The following is a 19,029-nucleotide window of genomic DNA, read 5'->3' as shown; positions in this document are numbered from 1 at the left end:
CTTTCGATCAGCGCGCCGCGGCAGGCTGCTTGAGGGCGGTCATGGCGATGATGTCGCGCTGCACCTCGTTGGTGCCGCCGCCGAAGGTCAGGATGAGCGCGGCGCGGTGCATGCGCTCCAGACGGCCGCGCAGTTCCGCGCCGGGGGAGTCCTGGCGCAGGTAGGCCTGCGGCCCGAGCACCTCCATGAGCAACCGGTACGCCTCGGTGGCCAGCTCGGTGCCGTACACCTTGCAGGTGGAGGCGTCCCACGGGCGCGGAGCCGCGTCGCCGCCCGCGTCGGCCCGGCTGGCGATCTCCCAGTTCAGCAGCTTGAGGTACTCGACCTTGGCGTGCACCTTGGCCAGGTTGAGCTGCACCCATTCGCGATCGATCACGCGGGAGCCGTCACCGGCCTTGGTGTTGCTCGCCCACTCGACGGTCTGGCGCAGGGCCAGCGCGAGCGGTGCGGCCGAGGTGAGCGCGACGCGCTCGTGGTTGAGCTGATTGGTGATCAGCGCCCAGCCGCCGTTCTCCTGGCCGACCAGCGCGCTCGCGGGCACCCGCACGTCCTGGTAGTAGGTGGCGCTGGTGTCCGGCCCGGCCATGGTGTGCACGGGCGTCCAGGAGAAGCCCTCGGCGGTGGTCGGCACGATGAGCATGCTGATGCCCTTGTGCTTCTTGGCGGTCGGGTCGGTGCGCACCGCCAGCCAGACGTAGTCGGCGTAGGCGATCAGGCTGGTCCACATCTTCTGGCCGTTGATCACGTAGTCGTCGCCGTCGCGCACCGCGGTGGTGCGCAGGCTGGCCAGATCGGTGCCCGCGCCCGGCTCCGAGTAGCCGATGGAGAAGTGCAGTTCACCGGCCGCGATCTTGGGCAGGAAGAACTTCTTCTGTTCCGCACTGCCGTAGTGCATGATCGTGGGCGCCACCGAGTTGATGGTCAGGAACGGCACCGGCGCGCCCGCGATCGCGGCCTCGTCGGTGAAGATCAGCTGATCCATGGTGGGGCGATCCTGGCCGCCGTACTCCTTGGGCCAGCCCAGCGCCAGCCAGCCGTCGTGGCCCATCTGCTGGACCACCTCGCGGTAGACGTTGCCCTGCCCGTACTCGCCGGTCTGCGCGCTCAGGGCCTCCCGGCGCTCGGGGGTGATGAGCCGCGCGAAGTAGTCGCGCAGTTCCGCGCGCAGCTGCTCCTGTTGCGGCGTGTACGCAATGCGCATGGCTATACCTCATGCTTCGTTGGATCGGGTTCCCCCGATCATTGCATATGGACTGAAACATGTTCCAGTATTGATACTGAATCCTCCCGATGACGCCCCGGTGGAGCGGATCGGCTTGTTAGGCTTCGGCCAGAGTGGTGGTAAAGGAGTTGCCATGAAGATCAGTGTCGATCCAGACCAGTGCGAAGCTAATGGAATATGTGTCGGAATCGCCCCCGACGTGTTCGAACTCGATGACGAGGACGTGCTGCACATCGCGAACGCCGATGTGCCCGCCGATCGGCTCGCCGATGTCCAGGATGCCGTCGCGCAGTGCCCCAAGGCGGCGCTGCGGCTGCAGTGAAGGACTCTTGCCGTAAGTTGGAACACGTTCTAGAGTCGGCCGCGTGAGCAATGATCTGAGCCTGGCGGGCCGAGTAGCGATCGTGACCGGCGGCGGCGCCGGACTTGGGCGGGCCGAAGCGCTCGCGCTGGCCGAAGCCGGCGCGTCCGTGGTGGTCAACGACCTCGCCGAGTCCGACGCGGTCGCCGACACGCTCGGCGCGATCCGGGCGCTCGGCGCCAAGGCGGAGTTCGTCGCGGGCAGCATCGCCGAGCGCGCCACCGCCGACGCGCTGATCCGCGCCGCGGAGGAGTCGTTCGGCTCGGTCGACATCGTGGTCAACAACGCGGGCATCACCCGCGACCGGATGCTGTTCAACATGTCCGACGAGGACTTCGACGCGGTGCTCGCGGTGCACCTGCGCGGCCATTTCCTGCTGTCGCGCAATGCCGCCGCCTACTGGCGCGGCAAGTCGAAGCAGGCGGGCGCGCCGGTCTACGGCAGGTTGGTCAACACCTCCTCGGAGGCCGGCTTGCTGGGCCCGGAGGGGCAGGCCAACTACGGCGCCGCGAAGGCGGGCATCACCGCGCTGACCCTTTCGGCAGCGCGGGCGCTGGCGCGCTACGGCGTGCGCGCCAACGCGATCGCGCCGCGGGCGCGCACGGCGATGACCGAGGCGGTGTTCAGTCCCGCGCCGGAGGGGGAGCCCGATCCGCTGTCGCCCGATCACGTGGCCCGGCTCGTGGCCTATCTGGCCTCGCCCGCGGCCGACGCGGTCAATGGACAACTGTTCGTCGTCTACGGGGGGATGGTGGCGCTCATGGCGGCGCCCGTCGTCGAGCATCGGTTCGACGCGGCCGCGGGGGAGTGGTCGCCGCGGGATCTGGCCGACACGCTGGGCGGCTACTTCGCCGATCGCCCCGATGGGCGGACCTTCTCGGCCTCTTCGCTGACCGAGTTGGGGTGAGCCGCGGCGGCCCGCCGCGAGCGCGCAACTGATCAGCTGTCCAACTGTTGATCATGGGATCGGTGCTTGGTAGACATAGGGACGGGTTATGTCTCACCTCACAAAGGTGGGATCATCACTCGCTGACACCGGTTCCAAATTTATATGCCGATCTTTCGAAAAATTGCACTTCAAATGTGTGAAAAGTGCTACCGGCAACACGGTGAACATGTTCTAATCGTTCCGGCGGTGCGGCCACGGTGAGATTCGCGCCGTGTGCTGTGTCGCCGGTGAGCAAGGAGGATCGCGGATGAACGAGGTCCTTGCCGTGCCGTTGCGGGCCGTCGGCGGATTCTTCGAACTCACCGCCGATGTCGCACGCGCCAGCGTGCGCAGACCCTTTCAATGGCGCGAGTTCATCGATCAGTCGTGGTTCATCGCGCGGGTATCGATCGTGCCGACATTGCTGGTGGCCATTCCGTTCACCGTTCTGGTGAGCTTCACGCTGAACATTCTGTTGCGGGAGATCGGCGCGGCCGACCTCAGCGGAGCGGGTGCGGCGTTCGGTGCGGTCACCCAGGTGGGGCCGATCGTCACCGTGCTCATTGTCGCGGGGGCTGGCGCGACCGCGATCTGCGCCGACCTCGGCGCACGCACCATCCGCGAGGAAATCGACGCCATGCGGGTGCTGGGCATCGATCCGGTGCACCGCTTGGTGGTGCCCCGAGTGCTCGCCTCGATGTTCGTCGCACTGATGCTCAACAGCCTGGTGTGCACCATCGGCATCGTCGGCGGATTTCTGTTCTCGGTGTTTCTGCAGGACGTGAACCCCGGCGCGTTCGTCAATGGCATCACGCTGCTCACCCATCTGCCCGAGCTGATCATTTCGGAGGTGAAAGCCGGATTGTTCGGGCTGATCGCCGGACTGGTCGCCTGCTATCTGGGCCTTAATGTCAAAGGCGGACCCAAGAGTGTCGGTGATGCGGTGAATCAGACCGTAGTCTTCGCTTTTATGGCCTTGTTCGTCGTGAACGTGGTGGTCACCGCCGTCGGCATCAAGTTCACGGCGCGGTGATCCGATGGCCTTCGTAATCGAATCCCGCTTCCCCCGTACCGTTCGACGGGTGCGCCGGATGTCGGACTCGCTCGATTCGGTGGGCAAGCATGCCGTTTTCTATGCCCAGGCGCTCGGCGCCATTCCACGGGCGCTGGTGCACTACCGGACCGAGACCATCCGGCTGATCGCCGAGATCAGCATGGGCACGGGCGCGCTGGCGGTGATCGGCGGCACGGTGGTGATCGTCGGGTTCCTGACCCTCTTCGCGGGCGGCACCATCGCCGTGCAGGGCTACAGTTCGCTGGGCAATATCGGCGTCGAGGCGCTGACCGGCTTCTTCGCGGCGTTCATCAATGTCAGGATCGCGGCGCCGGTGATCTCCGGCATCGGCCTGGCGGCCACCATCGGGGCCGGTTCGACCGCGCAATTGGGCGCGATGCGGGTCGCCGAGGAGATCGACGCGCTGGAGTCGATGGCGATCCGGCCGGTGCCCTACCTGGTGGGCACCCGCGTATTGGCCGGGATGATCGCGATCGTCCCGCTCTACGCGCTGGCGGTAATCGCCTCGTTCCTGGCCAGCCGGTTCGCCACCGTGGTGATCTACGGGCAGTCGGCGGGCGTCTACGACCACTACTTCTCCACGTTCCTCATCCCGAGCGACATCCTCTGGTCCTTCGCCCAGGCGATCTTCATGGCACTGGCGGTCATGCTGATCCACACCTACTACGGCTACAACGCCGCGGGCGGGCCGGTCGGCGTGGGTGTCGCGGTGGGCAACGCGGTGCGCACCTCGCTGGTCGCGGTGGTCACGGTGACCTTGTTGATCTCGCTGGCCATCTACGGCACCTCCGGCAACTTCCATCTCTCCGGATAAGCGACATGGCGGAATCGAAGCAAACGGAAAACCGCCTGGTGCGGGCGCTGCGCGGCGGGCTCGGCCTGAAACTGGCCGGGGCGGCGATGGTGCTGGCGCTGGTCGCGATCATGGCGGTCGCGCTGATCATGTTCGTCGGCGGGTTCACGCCCACCGCCACCGTGACGGTGGACGCGCCGCGCAGCGGCCTGGTGCTGGACCCGGACGCCAAGGTGAAGGTGCGCGGTGTTGAGATCGGCCGGGTGGCCTCGGTCGACCACACCGACGAGGGCGCCAGGCTGAAGCTGGCCCTCGATCCGGAACTGCTGAAGCTGGTGCCGTCCAACGCGGACGTCGACATCAGGTCCACCACGGTGTTCGGCGCGAAGTACGTCAACTTCATCGTCCCGCAGCAGCCGGCGACCACTTCGCTGCAACCTGGCGCGGTCGTCACCGCGCAGCGGGTGACCGTCGAGTTCAACACGCTGTTCCAGCACCTGTCCGACGTGCTCGCCAAGATCGAGCCGGAGAAGCTGAACGCGACGTTGTCCGCGCTGGGCACCGCGCTACAGGGCCGCGGGGAGAAACTGGGCGAACTGCTCGAGCAGAGCGACGCCTACCTGCGCGACATCAACCCGTATCTGCCGACGCTGCAACAGGATCTGGCGAAGACCGGCCAGGTCACCGACCTGTACGCGGACTCGGTGAACGATCTGCTGCGCACCGTGGACAACTTCACGGTCACCAGCAAGACCCTGACCCAGGAACAGGACAGCCTGGACAACGTGCTGGTGAACCTCACCGGCTTGGCCGACACCACCGGATCGGTTCTGCGCGACAACGAGAATCAGCTCGGCACGGCGCTGGATCTACTGCGTCCGACCACCGGATTGCTCGACGAGTACGCGCCCGCGCTGTACTGCTTGATCGGCGGCCTGGGCAAGGCGCTGCCGATGGGTGAGGCGGTCTTCGGTGGCTTGCAGGAAGGCGTCGCGCTGAACACCGGCTTCATGTACGGCGCGAAGCCGTACACCTACCCGGAGGATCTGCCCAAGGTCAACGCGACCGGCGGCCCGCAGTGCGGAGGCATCCTGGACCGGGTGCCGGGCAGCCACTCGGACTATGTCGTCACCGACACCTCGGAGGGGCATGTGTACACACCGTCGACGACACTGAGTGTCAACCCGCCGAAGATCTTCCAGATCCTGTTCGCCGGACTACCGGGGGTGCCGCGCCCGTGAAGAACACCGCGACCACCGTCAAACTGGCCATCTTCACCCTGGTGATGACGCTGATCTTCGCAGGCCTGGCGGTCGTGTTCAGTCAGATGCGCTTCGCGCGGGAGAACGGCTACCACGCCGTGTTCACCAGTTCCTCCGGCATGCTGCCCGGGGCGAAGGTGCGCATCGCGGGCGTGCCGGTCGGCTCCGTCAAGTCGGTGAAGGTCGGCAAGGACTATCTCGCGCACGTCGAGTTCGATGTCGACCGCAAGTACCGGCTGCTCACCAGCACTCGTGCGGCGATCAAATACGAGAACCTGGTCGGCGACCGCTATCTCGAGCTGTCGGAGGGCCCCGGCTCCAACCGCGTCTTGCAGCCGGGCGGCACCATCGCCAAGGAACAGACCGCGCCCGCCCTCGATCTGGACATGTTGCTCGGCGGTTTCCGGCCGCTGCTGCGCGGACTCGACCCCGGCCAGGTGAACGACCTGACCAACGCGCTGCTGCAGATCTTCCAGGGCCAAGGCGGCACGCTGGTGTCGCTGCTCAACAGCGGCGGCTCGTTCGCCAAGACGCTCGCCGACCGGGACGCCCTGATCGGCAGCGTGATCAACAACCTCAACGCGGTCCTGCAGACCATCGATGAGCGCGGCGACCAGTTCGCCACCACGATCGCCGAATTACAACGCTTGATCAGCGGATTGGCCGCCGACAAGGACCAGATCGGCGACGCGATCCCGCGCATCGCAGGCGCTACCGGCGACCTGACCGATCTGCTCTCCCAAGCCCGCCCCGATCTGCGGGGCACCATCGAGCAGACCGGGCGTCTGGCCACGAATCTCGACGCCGGGTCGGACACGGTCCAGTGGGTGCTGGACCGGCTGCCGTCGACCTATCGCCAGCTGATCCGCATCGGCTCATACGGCTCCTTCCTCCAGCTCTACGTCTGCTCGACGAACTTCCTGGTGGACGGCCCGAACGGCCAGACGATGAAGATCAACATGCCCGGGGCGCAGACGACCGGAAGGTGTGCGGACAACCGATGAAAGAGCAGCGATCACCCGCCATCACCATCGGCATCGTCGGCCTCGTGCTCGCCGTGGCGGTGGCGCTGTCGGCCCTGCAATTCGACCGGCTGCCGTTCATCCGTTCCGGCGCGACGTTCACCGCCTACTTCGCCGACGCGGGCGGCCTGCTGCCCGGCGACCCGGTCCAGGTGGCGGGCGTTCGATCCGGTCGCGTGGAGGACGTCAGCCTGGACGGCGCGAAAGTGCTCGTCCGGTTCACTCTCGCGGAGTCGATCGTGCTCGGTGAGAAGACTTCGGCGGCGATCAAGACCAACACGGTGCTCGGCCGCAAGTCGCTGGAGCTGACGCCGTCGGGCACCGGCGCGCTGCGCGTCGACGACACCATCCCGCTCGAGCGCACCACATCGCCGTATTCGCTCAACGAAGCGCTGAGCGACCTGGCGGGCACGGTGCACGACCTGGACCTGGACCGGGTCGACCAAACCCTCGACGCGCTCTCGGCGACCTTCGCCGACACGCCCGCGCCGTTGCGCTCGGCGCTGGACGGCGTCACCGCGCTCTCCCGCAGCATCAACGCGCGCGATCAAGCGCTGACGGACTTGCTGAAGCGGGCGCAGAACGTGACGAAGATCCTCGCCGACCGGGGCAACCAGATCAGCGCGCTGCTGCTGGACGGCAACGAACTGCTCGGCGAACTGGACCGGCGGCGCACCGCCCTCGGGCAGCTGATCGTCTACGTCAACGGACTCGCCCAGCAGCTCTCCGGCCTGGTCGCCGACAACGAGGCGCAGCTGAAACCCGCCCTGGACAAACTGAATTCGGTGCTGGCGCTGTTGCAGCGCAACAAGCAGAATCTCGCGGACGCGCTGGACGGGCTCGGACCGTTCGCCGCGGCCCTGGGTGAGCAGGTCGGCAGCGGTCCCTACTTCCAGGCCTACGTGATCAACGCGGCGAGCAAGACGCTGCAACCGCTGGTGGACGCGCTGGTGTGGCCGCAGCACCTGCCGAGTGATCTGCAGAGCTACCTCACGCCGTCCCCATCGATCGAACCCGCGATACAGGAGCCGCCGCGGTGAATATCGTACGGAAACTACCTCGCTGGGCGTTGGTGCTGGCCGGAGTGGTCGTCGCGGCGCTCGTGGTCGCCGTCGCGTGGAACGGCATAACCCGGATCGGGACCACTAAGGTCACCGCCTATTTCACCTCCACATCCGGCCTGTACGCGGGCGACGACGTGCGGGTGCTCGGCGTCAAGGTCGGCCGCATCGACGCGATAGAGCCCGGCGCGGATCGGGTGAAGGTGTCCATGACCCTGAATCGCGGAGTCGACGTCCCCGCCGACCCGAAAGCGGTGATCATCTCGCCTTCGCTGGTCTCGGCGCGTTTCATCCAAATCGCGCCCGCCTACACCGGCGGTCCGAAATTGAAGGACAACAGCGTGATCCCGATCGAGCACACCGCGGTGCCGGTCGAATGGGACGACATCAAGGCCGAGCTGTCCAAGCTGGCCACCGCGCTCGGCCCGGTCGGCGACGACAAACAGGGGTCGTTCGGCCGCTTCGTCGACACCGCCGCGAACAACCTCGACGGCAACGGACAGCGGTTCCGCGACACCCTGCGGGAGCTGTCGGCCACCTTGAACACGCTGTCGGACGGCCGCACCGACCTGTTCGGCACCGTGCGCAACCTGCAGAAGTTCGTCGACGTGCTGTCGGCGAGCAACGAGCAGATCGTGCAGTTCGAAGGCAGGCTCGCGTCGGTGTCCTCGGTGCTGGCCGGGGTCTCCTCGGATCTCGGCGCGGGCCTGGACAACCTGGACGCGGCGATCGTCGACGTGCGCCGGTTCATCGAGGGCAGCGGAGCGGAACTCACCGAGGGCGTTCAGCGGCTGGCCGACGCCACCCAAGTGCTGGTCGACAAGCGACCGGAATTGGAACGCGTCCTGCACTCCGGCCCGACCGCGCTGGTGAACTTCTACCAGATCTACAAACCGGCCCAAGGCACCCTGACCGGCGCGATCGCGCTGAACAACCCGGCCGACCCGCTCGGCTTCCTGTGCGGCTCGGTCCGCGCGCTGGAGACCAACGACTCCGATCGCAGCGCCGACCTGTGCGCGCAATACCTCGCGCCCGTGATCAACAGCCTGAGCATGAACTACGTGCCGATCATGACGAACCCGGCCAGCGGCGTGACCGCGTTTCCCGACCAGCTGGTGTACTCCGATCCCAGCCTGGCCGGGCGGGTGGCGAGCCAGAATCCGGCGCAGCCGCAGCCCGCTCCGGTGAGCATCCCGGACGGCCTCGCCGGGCTGGCCATCCCGGGCCTGACAGGAGGAGGGCGATGATGCCGAGGCGGCGGATGCGCCGCACCGCCGCCGTCGCGGCGGGGCTGGCGGTGGCGCTCGGCGTCACGGGCTGTCAGTGGGACGGACTGAATTCGCTGCCCATGCCCGGCACCGAGGGGACCGCGCCCGGCTCCTACGAGGTGCGCGTCCAGATGCCGAACGTCACCACGCTGACCAGGAATTCGCCGGTGCGGGTGCATGACGTCGTGGTCGGCACCGTCTCGAAGATCGAGGTGGAGGACTGGCACGCGCTGGTCACCGTCTCGCTGAACCCGGACGTGCACCTGCCCGCGAACGCCGTCGCCAAGATCGGGCAGACCAGTCTGCTCGGCTCCAACCATCTCGAGCTCTCCGAGCCGACCGATCAGCCCCCCGAAGGCCAGTTGAAGGCCGGCGACGTCATCCCGCTCGCGCGTGCCGGAACCTATCCGACCACCGAGCAGGTGCTGTCGTCGCTGTCGGTGGTGCTCAACGGCGGTGGCGTCGCGCAATTGGAAACCATCACCCACGAGCTGAATTCCGCGCTCACCGGGCGGGAGGACGCCATCAGGGACCTGCTGCCGCAGCTGAACGAGCTGACCACGAACCTGGACCGCCAGACCGGCGACATCATCGCCGCGATGAGCGGACTGGACCGGCTCGGCGGTCAGCTCGCCGAGCAGCGCGACGTGGTGGCGGAGGCGATCGAGCAGATCCATCCGGCGTTGACCGTGCTGGCCGATCGCCGCGCGAACATCACCAGGGCGATCACCGCGCTGGGCGAGCTGAGCGACGTCGTGCGGCGCATCGTCGCGGCGAGCGGCGACGACTTGAAGGCCAACCTGCACAGCCTCGTGCCGGTGCTGAAGTCGCTGTCGGACACCGGCAGCGATCTGACCGAGGCGCTGAAGATCCTGGCCACCTTCCCGTTCCCGATGAAGAACCTGGACCACGCGATCAAGGGTGACTACCTCAACCTGTTCATGACCGTGGACATCACCGGCAAGCGGCTGGATTCGAACTTCCTCACCGGAACGCCGCTGGGCGGACGGTTCGGCGGCGTGGAAGGCGCGCTCGGCAGCTTCGCGCCCGGCACGGCAGCGCAGAACGGCGACCCGGCCACGGGCCCGTTGCAGGCGCCGCCGCCCGCGGCGAGCCAGCCCGCCCCGACGATCCCGGGACTCCCGCCGATCCCCGGCATTCCCGCCATTCCCGGGTTGACCGTGCCCATGCCGGGCAACACCGCGCCGCAAGGGGGTCCGGGACAGTGACACTCACCCGGTTCGTCCGTACCCAGCTGATCATCTTCTCCGTGCTGACGGTGATCGGCCTGGTGGTCATGGGCGGCACCTACGTCAAGCTGCCGGCGATGTTCGGCATCGGGCGCTACGAGGTCACCGTGCAGCTGGCCGCGACCGGTGGTCTCTACCCGACGGCCAACGTCGCCTATCGCGGCACGAACGTCGGTGTGGTGAAGGAGGTCCGGCTGACGCCGGTCGGCGTGGACGCGAAGCTGTCCATCGCCAGCGACTACAAGATTCCCTCGGATGTCGACGCGTGGGTGCGCAGCGTCTCCGCGGTCGGCGAGCAGTACGTGGACCTGGTGCCCGCGCAGAACCGCACGGGCGGAAACCTGCGCGACGGCAGCGTGATCCCGGTGGAGCGCACCAAGCTGCCGCAAGACGTCGGCGCGCTGCTCGACCAGGCCGACCGGCTGCTGTCGAGCGTCGCGGACACCCGGCTGAAACAGGTCATCGACGAGGCGTTCCTCGCGTTCAACGGCGCGGGACCGGATCTGCAACGGTTCATCGATTCCGCGTCGTTGCTGGTGCAGGAAGCGCAGGCCAACGCGGAACCGACGAAACAGCTGCTCGACCGGATCGGGCCGCTGCTGGACACCCAGACCCGCTCGGACGCCGCGATCCGTTCCTGGACCGCCGATCTCGCGACGGTCACCGACCAGTTACGCGGTCACGACCCCGCGCTGCGTGGCATCCTGCGCGAGGGCCCGTCGTCGATGCAGCGGGTGACCAACCTGTTCGAGGACCTGCGCCCGACGCTGCCGCTGCTGCTGTCGAATCTGGTCAGCGTCGGTCAGGTCGCCGTCACGTATCACGCGGGGCTGGAGCAGATCCTGGTGGTGTATCCGCCGCTGGTCGCCGCGCTGCTGACCGCCGTCCGCGGTCCGCTGGAATACGGCGCGCTGGTCGACTTCATGGCGCTGGTCAACGACCCGCCCGCGTGCACGACCGGCTTCCTCCCGCCCGACCAGCGGCGCTCGCCGAGCGAGCTCGACACCCCGGACACACCGCCGGGCCTGTACTGCAAGGTTCCACAGGACGCACCCGAAGCGGTGCGCGGCATCCGCAACACGCCGTGCGCCGAGGTGCCCGGTGTGCGCGCCCCGACGCCGGAACTGTGCCGCACGGGGTACGTTCCGATCGGTGACAACCCGCCGTTCGGGCCGCCGCGTCCGGTGGCGCCCGCCGCCGCGCCCGCGAGCGAGCCCCCGGTCGTCGCACCCGCGAGTTACGGTGGCGGCACACCAGCCGCCGCACGGTCGTACGACCCGGCCACCGGCGTGTACATCGGCACCGACGGGCGTACCTACCGACAGGGCGATATCGGACCGGGCGGTTCGGGCGCGGTACCGTCGAGCTGGCAGGCGATGCTCGAGGAGCAGCAACGATGAGTGAGAGCAACGGAGAAGGTCACCGCGCGCGACGGCGTGCGGTGCGCTCGGCCGGGCCGCCGGTCGAGGAGAACGCGACCGGTGGCGTGCGGACCGTGGTCGCGAAGGACCCTGCCACCGCGACCGAAACCGGCGTCGCGGACGGCGGTACGAGTTCGGTTGCGGCCGAGCCGGAGGTCTCGTCCGCTTCGGCGCCGGTCACGGACGACTCGAGCGTCGATGCGGCGAAGGTATCCGTGACGAAAACCGACGCCGAACCCGACTCCGAGGCAACACCGGCCGAGCCCGAAGGGAACAAACGGCGCGGAGTCCCGCGTGTCCTCGCCGCGGCCGCCGCGGCCTTGCTGGTCGTGGCGCTCGTGGCCGGTGCGGTCGTGTCGGTTGTCGCGACGCACGCGACGCACGAACGTGACCAGCGCCGAGCCGAATACGTGGAAACCGCCAGGCAGGCGATCGTCAACCTGACCACCATCCGCGCCGATACGGCCAAGCAGGACATCGACCGGATCCTCTCGCTGGCCTCGGGGGAGTTCAAGACCGAGTTCGACGGCCGGGTCGACCCGTTCACCAGCATCGTGCAGCAGGCCAAAGTGGTCTCCAGCGGCGAGATCGTCGAGGCCGCGCTGGAAAGCGACGACGATCGCTCCGGACGAGTGCTGGTCGCCGCCAAGCAGACGCTGACCAACGCGGGCCAGGCCGAGCCGCAGACCAGGTACTACCGGTTCCGGGTCACCGTGTCGCGCGGCGATTCGGGGCTGTCGGTGTCCAACGTGGAGTTCGTGGCATGAACGGTCAGGCCCGGAGGCGGCAGCGGAGCGTGGCCACGCAGGGCCCCGTTCATGCCGGAATCGGACACAGCATGAACGGTCAGGCCCGGAGGCGGCAGCGGAGCGTGGCCACGCAGGGCCCCGTTCATGCCGGAGAGGACACAGCATGAGTATGAACGGCATTCGCGCCAAGATCCTGCTAGCGGTCCTCGGTGTGGTCGTCGCGGCGGCCGCGGTCGTCGGCGGCGTGAACGGCTACCGCTACTGGGATGACCGGCAGGCCGAGCAATCGCGCAAGGACGCGGTCGCGACGGCGGGCCGCACTCTCGAGGCCATGTTCACCTACAACCCGCAGACCGTCGACACCGAGCTGCGCAAATCCGCCGACAACCTCAGCGGTGACTTCCGCGCCGACTACCTGACGCTGATCGAGAAGCAGATCGCTCCCGGCGCCAAGGAGAAGCAGCTCACCGTCACTGCGACCACCCAGGCGGCCGGCGTCATCTCCGCCGACCGCTCGCACGCGCAGGTCCTGCTGTTCCTCAACCAGGTGATGACGAGCAAGGACGCCCCGCAGGGCACCACCACGGGCAGCCGGGTACGCGTCTCCTTGACGAAGTCCGATTCGCACTGGTTGGTGTCGGCGGTGACGCCGGTCTGACGCCGGTCCGCTGGATTCGCTAGGCCGATTCCGATGACACTGTGCGCGGCAGCCGCACCGTGAACGTCGTCCCGGCCTCGGGCGTACTGCGCACGCCCACCTCGCCGCCGTGCGCCGTCACCAGCGCTTGCACGATGGACAAGCCGAGACCCGTGCCGCCGCTGCTGCGGGCGCGGGAGGTGTCGGCACGGTAGAAGCGCTCGAAGACGCGGTCGGCGTCCTCCGCTGTCAGTCCTGGACCGGTATCCGCCACTTCGAGCAGCACATCGTCGGGGCCGGGGGTGAGCAATACCGTCACCTTCGCGTCGGGCGCGGTGTGGGTGAGGGCGTTGTTCAGCAGATTGCTCAGCACCTGGCGCAGCCTCGCCTCGTCCCCGATCACCTCGAGCGTCCCCTCGCCGGGTTCGATCCGCAGCTCGATGGTGCGGACGGGCCCGTCGGCGTGCCCGGCGGAGACCACGGCGCGCGCGTTGTGCACTCCGTCGCTGGCGACGGCGAGCAGGTCCACCGGGCCGAGTTCCAGCGGGCGCTGCGCGTCCAGCCGCGCGAGCATCAGCAGGTCTTCCACGAGCACGCCCATCCGCTGGGATTCGCGCTCGATGCGGTCCATGAACGCGGCGGGATCGTCGGTCGCGCCCTGCCGATACAGCTCCGCGAACCCGCGGATCGTCGTCAACGGGGTGCGCAACTCGTGACTGGCGTCGGCGATGAAACGGCGCATGCGGTCCTCGGACCGGCGGGCCGCCTCCTCGGACGCGGCGGTCGCGGTGAACGCGCGCTGGATCTGCGTCAGCATCCCGTTCAGCGATCTGGACAGCCGGTCGACCTCGGTGTTGGTGTCGCGCACCGGCACCCGGCGGTGCAGGTCGCCTTGGGCGATGGCCGCGGCGGTGCTCTCCACTCGGCGTAGCGGCCGCAAGCTGCGCCGCACCATGAAGTACGCGAGCACCGCCAGCACGGCCAGGACGACCGCCCCGACGATCAGCTCCAGCACCACGAGCCGGTGCACCGTGTCGGTGTTCTGCGTGAGCGGCAGCGCCACCGTCGTCGTGCCCTCCGGTGTGCGCAGCGTCAGCACCCGCCACCGGATCGCTCCTCCGTTCGCGGAGTCGACGGTGTACGGGCCCGTCGGCGGCGTGGCAGGCAGCACCGGCTCCGCGTCGACGGCGAACGCCGGGATGAGGAACGCGCGCCCGTCGGTGCGTATCGAACGCACCCAGAACTGGCTCGGGGCGTGGCGTGGGTCGGGTGGCAGCACCGGTGGCGGCGGCCCACGCCGGGACCATTCCATCGCGCCTCCGCGCAACTGCTGGTCGGTACGGGCGGTCAGCTGCTGTTCCAGGGCCGAAGTGACCACCATGCCGGAGACGAGCAAGCCGAGCCCCGCCGTGAGCACCAGCAGAACCATCAGCGTCACGCGCAGCGGAACGGCGGACAGCCAGCCGGAAACCTTCGCGCGCGCGCCGACGATCCGGCCCCGGCTCATGAACCGCTCTTGCGGTGGGGCGCGCGCATCACGTAGCCGACGCCGCGCAACGTGTGGATCAGCCGGGTATCGCCGGTGTCGACCTTCTTGCGCAGGTAGGAGACGTAGGTTTCCACGACGCCGACCTCGCCGCCGAAGTCGTAGCGCCAGACGTGGTCGAGGATGCGCGGTTTGCTCAGCACGGTGCCCGCGTTGACCATGAAGTAGCGCAGCAGTGTGAACTCGGTGGGCGACAGCGCGACCGGCTCGCCCGCCTTCCACACCTCGTGGGTGTCGTCGTCGAGTTCGATGTCCTCGAAACGGAGGCGCGAGCTTTCCCGCTGCGGCGCGGCGTGCCCGGCGCGGCGCAGGATCACCCGCAGCCGGGCCACCACTTCCTCCAGACTGAACGGCTTGGTGACGTAGTCGTCGGCACCGAGGGTGAGGCCGGTGATCTTGTCCTGCACGTCGTCGCGCGCGGTCAGGAACAGCACGGGCGCGTCGATGCCGTCGGCCCGCAACCTGCGCAGCAGGCCGAAGCCGTCCATGCCGGGCATCATCACGTCCACGATCAGCGCCTGCGGACGGAAGCTGCGCGCCTTGTCCAGCGCCTGCGCGCCGTCGGCCGCGGTGTCGACTTCGAAGCCCTGATAGCGCAGACTCACCGCGAGCAGTTCGACGATCATCGGCTCGTCGTCGACCACCAGCACCCTGGCCTCGGGTGTCTGCTGCACGGGGGCGCCACTCATGGCTTCATCGTCCGCTGTTCGCCTGCGAACTTCCTGGACCGAAGCTGGGTGATTCCTGTGAACGTCGGACTCAGCGGTCCTCGGGATAGACATCGTCGTCGGTCAGCAGCGCGCTGCCCGCGACCTGGTCCTGCGCCAGCGCGTCGAGGAAGGCCCGCGCCCAGCGATCAACATCGTGCGCCAGCACCTGCCTGCGCAGCGAGCGCATCCGCCTGCGTTTGACGTCGCGCTCGTCCTCCAACGCCGCGACGATGGCGTCCTTCACGTCGTCCAGGTCGTGCGGATTGCACAGGTACGCCTGCCGCAGTTCCGACGCGGCGCCGGTGAACTCGCTCAGCACCAAGGCGCCGTTGAGCCCGCTGTGGCACGCGACGTACTCCTTGGCGACGAGGTTCATGCCGTCGCGCAGCGGCGTCACCAGCATCACGTCGGCGGCGACGAAGAACGCGACCAGCTCGTCGCGCGGGATCGGACGGTGCAGGTAGTGCACCACCGGGTAGCCGACCCGGGCGAACTCGCCGTTGATCCGGCCGACCTGGCGTTCGATGTCGCCGCGCATCTGGATGTAGCTCTCCACCCGCTCGCGACTGGGCGTGGCCAGCTGGATCATGACCGTGTCGGCGGGATCGATCCGGCCCTCGACGAGCAGCTCCTCGAGCGCGTTGAGGCGGATATCGATGCCCTTGGTGTAGTCCAGCCGGTCGACGCCGAGCAGGATGTTCTTCGGGTTGCCCAGCTCGGCCCGGATCTTGGCGGCGCGCTCGCGCACCGATCTGCGCCTGGAGTGCTCGTCCAGCTCGGCGGAGGCGATGGAGATCGGGAACGCGCCGACGCGCACCGTGCGGAAACCGACCTGGACGACGCCGAGCTTGGAGCGCACGCCGACCGACCCGCGCGAGGTCGGCTGACCTGCCAGCCTGCGCGCCAGATAGAGGAAGTTCTGCGCGCCGCCGGGCAGGTGGAAGCCGATGAGATCGGCGCCGAGCAGGCCCTCCACGATCTCCGTGCGCCACGGCATCTGCATGAACAGCTCGACCGGCGGGAACGGGATGTGCAGGAAGAACCCGATGGTGAGGTCGGGGCGCAGCATGCGCAGCATCTTGGGCACCAGCTGGAGCTGATAGTCCTGTACCCACACCGTCGCGCCCTCGGCGGCGACCTTGGCGGTGGCCTCGGCGAAGCGCCGGTTCACGGTGACATAGGCGCTCCACCACCTGCGGTCGTAGACCGGCCGCACGATGACGTCGTGGTACAGCGGCCACAGCGTGCCGTTGGAGAAGCCCTCGTAGTAGTCGGCCACCTCGTCGGCCGACAACGGGACCGGATGCAGTTCGAGGCCGTCCTCGATGATCGGATCCACGTCGACATTGGGGACGCCCGCCCAGCCGACCCACGCCCCCTTGTTGTTGCGCAAGACCGATTCCAGCGCGGTCACCAGACCGCCCGGGCTGCGTTTCCACCTGGTGCTGCCGTCGGGCAGTCGTTCGAGGTCGACCGGGAGCCGGTTGGCGACGACGACGAAACCGGAGCCAGCACCGGAGCCGGTGGTTTCCGCCGCGGCGTCAGCAGTCGAGGTGTCTCTGGCGTGCTCGGAGTCGTCGGACGGATTCATCTGGTCCACTCACGCATCCTTTGCGCGTTGCTGTATCCCGCTGGAGTTGTGTAGTCGACGTCGCCGTTGGCGTCGAGAACGAGATTATTCGCCTCGAGCGTTCGGTCCAATACCCAACATAGACAACAACATCCGGCATTCGTCCGCGTCCTCGGCGTAGGCCGCGACCACTCGCTGCGCCTGACGCGCCGTTTCGTCGGCGAGTGGTTCCAGATCGTCGTCCGCAATGTCGTTGGCGCTGCCCTTCGCGGCCATCGTCAAGTCCTCCCGGCTCGTGCGCTCTTACCCTGCGAAAAGTCAATGGTATGCGACGCTGGGAGGCGCGCCCGCCGGGGCGTTGGCGCAATGGCGGCGCGCGCCGCCAGGACACCCCGGTCGAAGTGCCTTCCTCGCTGGTCCCTATACCGTGGGGAGCGCAGCACCAACTCCACGAAAGGGTCGACATGCCGCTGGCCACGGTGAACGGGATTTCCCTCAACTATCAGGTGAAGGGTGACCGCGCCAAGGGCTCCGCGCCGCTGGTGGTCATGATCATGGGCACCGGCAGTCCCGGCCGGGTGTGGGAGCTGCACCAGGTTCCGGCCCTGGTCGCGGCCGGTTACCGGGTGTGCACGTTCGACAACCGCGGGATCGCGCCGTCCTTCGAAGCCGCCTCCGGCATGACCATCGACGAGCTGGCCGCCGACACCGCCGCCCTGATCGAATTCCTGGACGAGGGCCCGGCGCTGGTGGTGGGCACCTCGATGGGGGCGCGTGTGGCGCAGGAGTTGGCACTGGCCCGCCCCGACCTGGTCCGCAAGGCCGTGTTCATGGCCGGGCACGGGCGGCTGGACCAGTTCCAGAAGACGCTCTCGCTCGGTGAACACGAACTCGACGCGGGCGGGGTGACACTGCCGCCGAAATACGAGGCGGCGATCACCGCGGTCATGAATCTCTCGCCTGCGACCATGGCCGAGCCGAACGCCGCGCGCGACTGGCTCGACCTGTTCGAGTTCACCGGCGGGCCGGTCTCGCCAGGCATTCGCGCCCAGCGCAGGATGGATCACGATTTCGACCGGGTGCAGGCCTACCGGGCGATCCGGGTGCCATGTCTTTCGGTCGGATTCGCCGACGACCGGATGATTCCGCCGTATCTGTCCAGGGAGATCGCCGAGGTCATTCCGGGTGCGCGGTACCAGGAGGTACCGGACGCCGGGCATTTCGGATATTTGGAGCGGCCGGAGGCGGTGAACAAGATTCTCCTGGACTTCTTTGCGTCCTGATTGCGAGTCGGCCGAGGTGCGGGCATAGGTAACCGCCCAGGCGTAACGTCTTGCTTGCTAGTGTCGAAACAACGCTCGGGTCTGTCGGCGCCAGAGGTTGGAAGCAACCCGGCACCGTGCGAACCAGGAGCGATCCCGTACATAGCGCCAGTATCCAGTGAGGTGAAATTGAGCACCAACCCCTTCGATGATGAAGACGGCCGCTTCTTCGTCCTGGTCAACGACGAGGAACAGCATTCCCTGTGGCCGGCCTTCGCAGAGGTTCCAGCCGGATGGCGAGTCGTGTTCGGTGAGGACAGCCGCGCCGCCTGCGTCGAGTACGTGGAGAAGAACTGGACCGACATGCGTCCGAAGAGCCTGCGCGACGCCATGGCCGCGGACGACGCGGCTCGTCAGGGCTCTGTCTGATCTGCCGCGCCTCCGGCGCGGCGTGTTCGTGACTCCTTGACGGCTCCCGTCCGAGTGACCGCCGCTCGCGACTTCGTCGCGGACGCGGCGGCCACTCGGCTATGAGCTGGGCCGCGAACGGCACATGCTCGATCTCGCTTCGCTCGAAAGCGGTTGTCGGGCCGGTACGGTCGCGTTCGGTGCCGAACGCGGATTCCGTTGTGATGCGGACGGCGTACCAGGCTATGATGACAACCGCTTTCCCGCCTCCTTAGCTCAGTGGTAGAGCACTCGCCTTGTAAGCGAGCGGTCGTCAGTTCAATCCTGACAGGGGGCTCCGTCCAGCCGCTGCGCGTCTGTAGCTCAGTGGTAGAGGCCGTGCTCGGTGTTGTAAGCGAGCGGTCGTCAGTTCAATCCTGACAGGGGGCTCCGTCCAGCCGCTGCGCGTCTGTAGCTCAGTGGTAGAGGCCGTGCTCGATGTTGT

The 19,029-nt window shown here is 67.9% G+C and carries 19 protein-coding genes and 1 tRNA gene; 15 read left to right on the top strand and 5 right to left on the bottom strand.

Going from position 1 to position 19,029, the window contains the following annotated elements; translation table 11 throughout:
- Window positions 1-7 precede the first annotated feature (7 nt).
- On the bottom strand, window positions 8-1,201 hold the full coding sequence (locus tag ACWESM_RS06555) for an acyl-CoA dehydrogenase family protein (RefSeq protein ID WP_364425112.1): 1,194 nt from the start codon (window positions 1,199-1,201) through the stop codon (window positions 8-10).
- A 154-nt stretch (window positions 1,202-1,355) separates the two neighbouring features.
- Here ACWESM_RS06555 and ACWESM_RS06550 point away from each other — a divergent pair, with 154 nt between their 5' ends.
- From ACWESM_RS06550 to ACWESM_RS06495, 12 genes are all read left to right on the top strand, one after another.
- Window positions 1,356-1,544: a ferredoxin gene (locus ACWESM_RS06550; protein ID WP_355076896.1), complete on the top strand. Its 189-nt coding sequence runs from the start codon at window positions 1,356-1,358 to the stop codon at window positions 1,542-1,544.
- A 43-nt stretch (window positions 1,545-1,587) separates the two neighbouring features.
- Window positions 1,588-2,490: a 3-oxoacyl-ACP reductase gene (locus ACWESM_RS06545; RefSeq protein WP_356963638.1), complete on the top strand. Its 903-nt coding sequence runs from the start codon at window positions 1,588-1,590 to the stop codon at window positions 2,488-2,490.
- Between the two features lie 289 nt (window positions 2,491-2,779).
- Window positions 2,780-3,544: an MlaE family ABC transporter permease gene (locus ACWESM_RS06540; RefSeq protein ID WP_355076899.1), complete on the top strand. Its 765-nt coding sequence runs from the start codon at window positions 2,780-2,782 to the stop codon at window positions 3,542-3,544.
- A 4-nt stretch (window positions 3,545-3,548) separates the two neighbouring features.
- Entirely contained in the window at window positions 3,549-4,400 is an 852-nt protein-coding gene (locus tag ACWESM_RS06535) for an MlaE family ABC transporter permease (RefSeq protein ID WP_355076901.1), read from the top strand.
- Window positions 4,401-4,405: 5 nt separating this feature from the next.
- Complete coding sequence (locus ACWESM_RS06530) at window positions 4,406-5,620, top strand: MCE family protein (protein ID WP_355076903.1); 1,215 nt, start codon at window positions 4,406-4,408, stop codon at window positions 5,618-5,620.
- Window positions 5,617-6,645 (top strand): MCE family protein, encoded by a 1,029-nt coding sequence (locus tag ACWESM_RS06525; protein ID WP_355076905.1) that lies wholly within the window; start codon window positions 5,617-5,619, stop codon window positions 6,643-6,645. The genes ACWESM_RS06530 and ACWESM_RS06525 overlap by 4 nt, the downstream gene beginning before the upstream one ends.
- Window positions 6,642-7,703, top strand: coding sequence for an MCE family protein (locus tag ACWESM_RS06520; protein ID WP_355076906.1), 1,062 nt, complete (start codon window positions 6,642-6,644; stop codon window positions 7,701-7,703). Before ACWESM_RS06525 ends, ACWESM_RS06520 begins: the two co-directional genes overlap by 4 nt.
- Entirely contained in the window at window positions 7,700-8,971 is a 1,272-nt protein-coding gene (locus ACWESM_RS06515) for an MCE family protein (protein WP_452491067.1), read from the top strand. Before ACWESM_RS06520 ends, ACWESM_RS06515 begins: the two co-directional genes overlap by 4 nt.
- Window positions 8,968-10,221: an MCE family protein gene (locus ACWESM_RS06510; RefSeq protein ID WP_452491066.1), complete on the top strand. Its 1,254-nt coding sequence runs from the start codon at window positions 8,968-8,970 to the stop codon at window positions 10,219-10,221. Before ACWESM_RS06515 ends, ACWESM_RS06510 begins: the two co-directional genes overlap by 4 nt.
- On the top strand, window positions 10,218-11,642 hold the full coding sequence (locus tag ACWESM_RS06505) for an MCE family protein (protein ID WP_397275138.1): 1,425 nt from the start codon (window positions 10,218-10,220) through the stop codon (window positions 11,640-11,642). Before ACWESM_RS06510 ends, ACWESM_RS06505 begins: the two co-directional genes overlap by 4 nt.
- Window positions 11,639-12,430: a hypothetical protein gene (locus tag ACWESM_RS06500; protein WP_452491065.1), complete on the top strand. Its 792-nt coding sequence runs from the start codon at window positions 11,639-11,641 to the stop codon at window positions 12,428-12,430. The genes ACWESM_RS06505 and ACWESM_RS06500 overlap by 4 nt, the downstream gene beginning before the upstream one ends.
- Window positions 12,431-12,575: 145 nt before the next feature.
- Window positions 12,576-13,070, top strand: coding sequence for a h domain protein (locus ACWESM_RS06495; protein ID WP_364425096.1), 495 nt, complete (start codon window positions 12,576-12,578; stop codon window positions 13,068-13,070).
- Window positions 13,071-13,089: 19 nt separating this feature from the next.
- Here ACWESM_RS06495 and ACWESM_RS06490 read toward each other — a convergent pair whose 3' ends face one another.
- From ACWESM_RS06490 to ACWESM_RS06475, 4 genes are all read right to left on the bottom strand, one after another.
- Window positions 13,090-14,556 (bottom strand): sensor histidine kinase, encoded by a 1,467-nt coding sequence (locus ACWESM_RS06490; protein ID WP_356963642.1) that lies wholly within the window; start codon window positions 14,554-14,556, stop codon window positions 13,090-13,092.
- The gene (locus ACWESM_RS06485; RefSeq protein WP_067795068.1) at window positions 14,553-15,284 is read right to left on the bottom strand and encodes a response regulator transcription factor; all 732 of its coding nucleotides are present in this window, start codon (window positions 15,282-15,284) and stop codon (window positions 14,553-14,555) included. The genes ACWESM_RS06490 and ACWESM_RS06485 overlap by 4 nt, the downstream gene beginning before the upstream one ends.
- 70 nt (window positions 15,285-15,354) lie before the next feature.
- Window positions 15,355-16,896, bottom strand: coding sequence for an alpha,alpha-trehalose-phosphate synthase (UDP-forming) (locus tag ACWESM_RS06480; RefSeq protein ID WP_364425229.1), 1,542 nt, complete (start codon window positions 16,894-16,896; stop codon window positions 15,355-15,357).
- Between the two features lie 84 nt (window positions 16,897-16,980).
- A complete protein-coding gene (locus tag ACWESM_RS06475) occupies window positions 16,981-17,151 on the bottom strand; it encodes a hypothetical protein (protein WP_169334155.1) in 171 nt (56 codons plus the stop codon).
- Window positions 17,152-17,339: 188 nt separating this feature from the next.
- On the opposite strand from ACWESM_RS06475, the gene ACWESM_RS06470 reads away from it, so the two are divergent.
- From ACWESM_RS06470 to ACWESM_RS06460, 3 genes are all read left to right on the top strand, one after another.
- The gene (locus ACWESM_RS06470; protein WP_355077054.1) at window positions 17,340-18,158 is read left to right on the top strand and encodes an alpha/beta fold hydrolase; all 819 of its coding nucleotides are present in this window, start codon (window positions 17,340-17,342) and stop codon (window positions 18,156-18,158) included.
- A gap of 168 nt (window positions 18,159-18,326) precedes the next feature.
- Entirely contained in the window at window positions 18,327-18,566 is a 240-nt protein-coding gene (locus tag ACWESM_RS06465) for an MbtH family protein (protein ID WP_067795192.1), read from the top strand.
- 244 nt (window positions 18,567-18,810) lie between these two features.
- A tRNA-Thr gene (locus ACWESM_RS06460) sits at window positions 18,811-18,882 on the top strand.
- Window positions 18,883-19,029: the final 147 nt, after the last annotated feature.

Source organism: Nocardia sp. NPDC003999 (assembly GCF_053604885.1).
The sequence above is the reverse complement of the archived record's forward strand: the minus strand, read 5'-3'. Positions and strand labels throughout refer to the sequence as shown.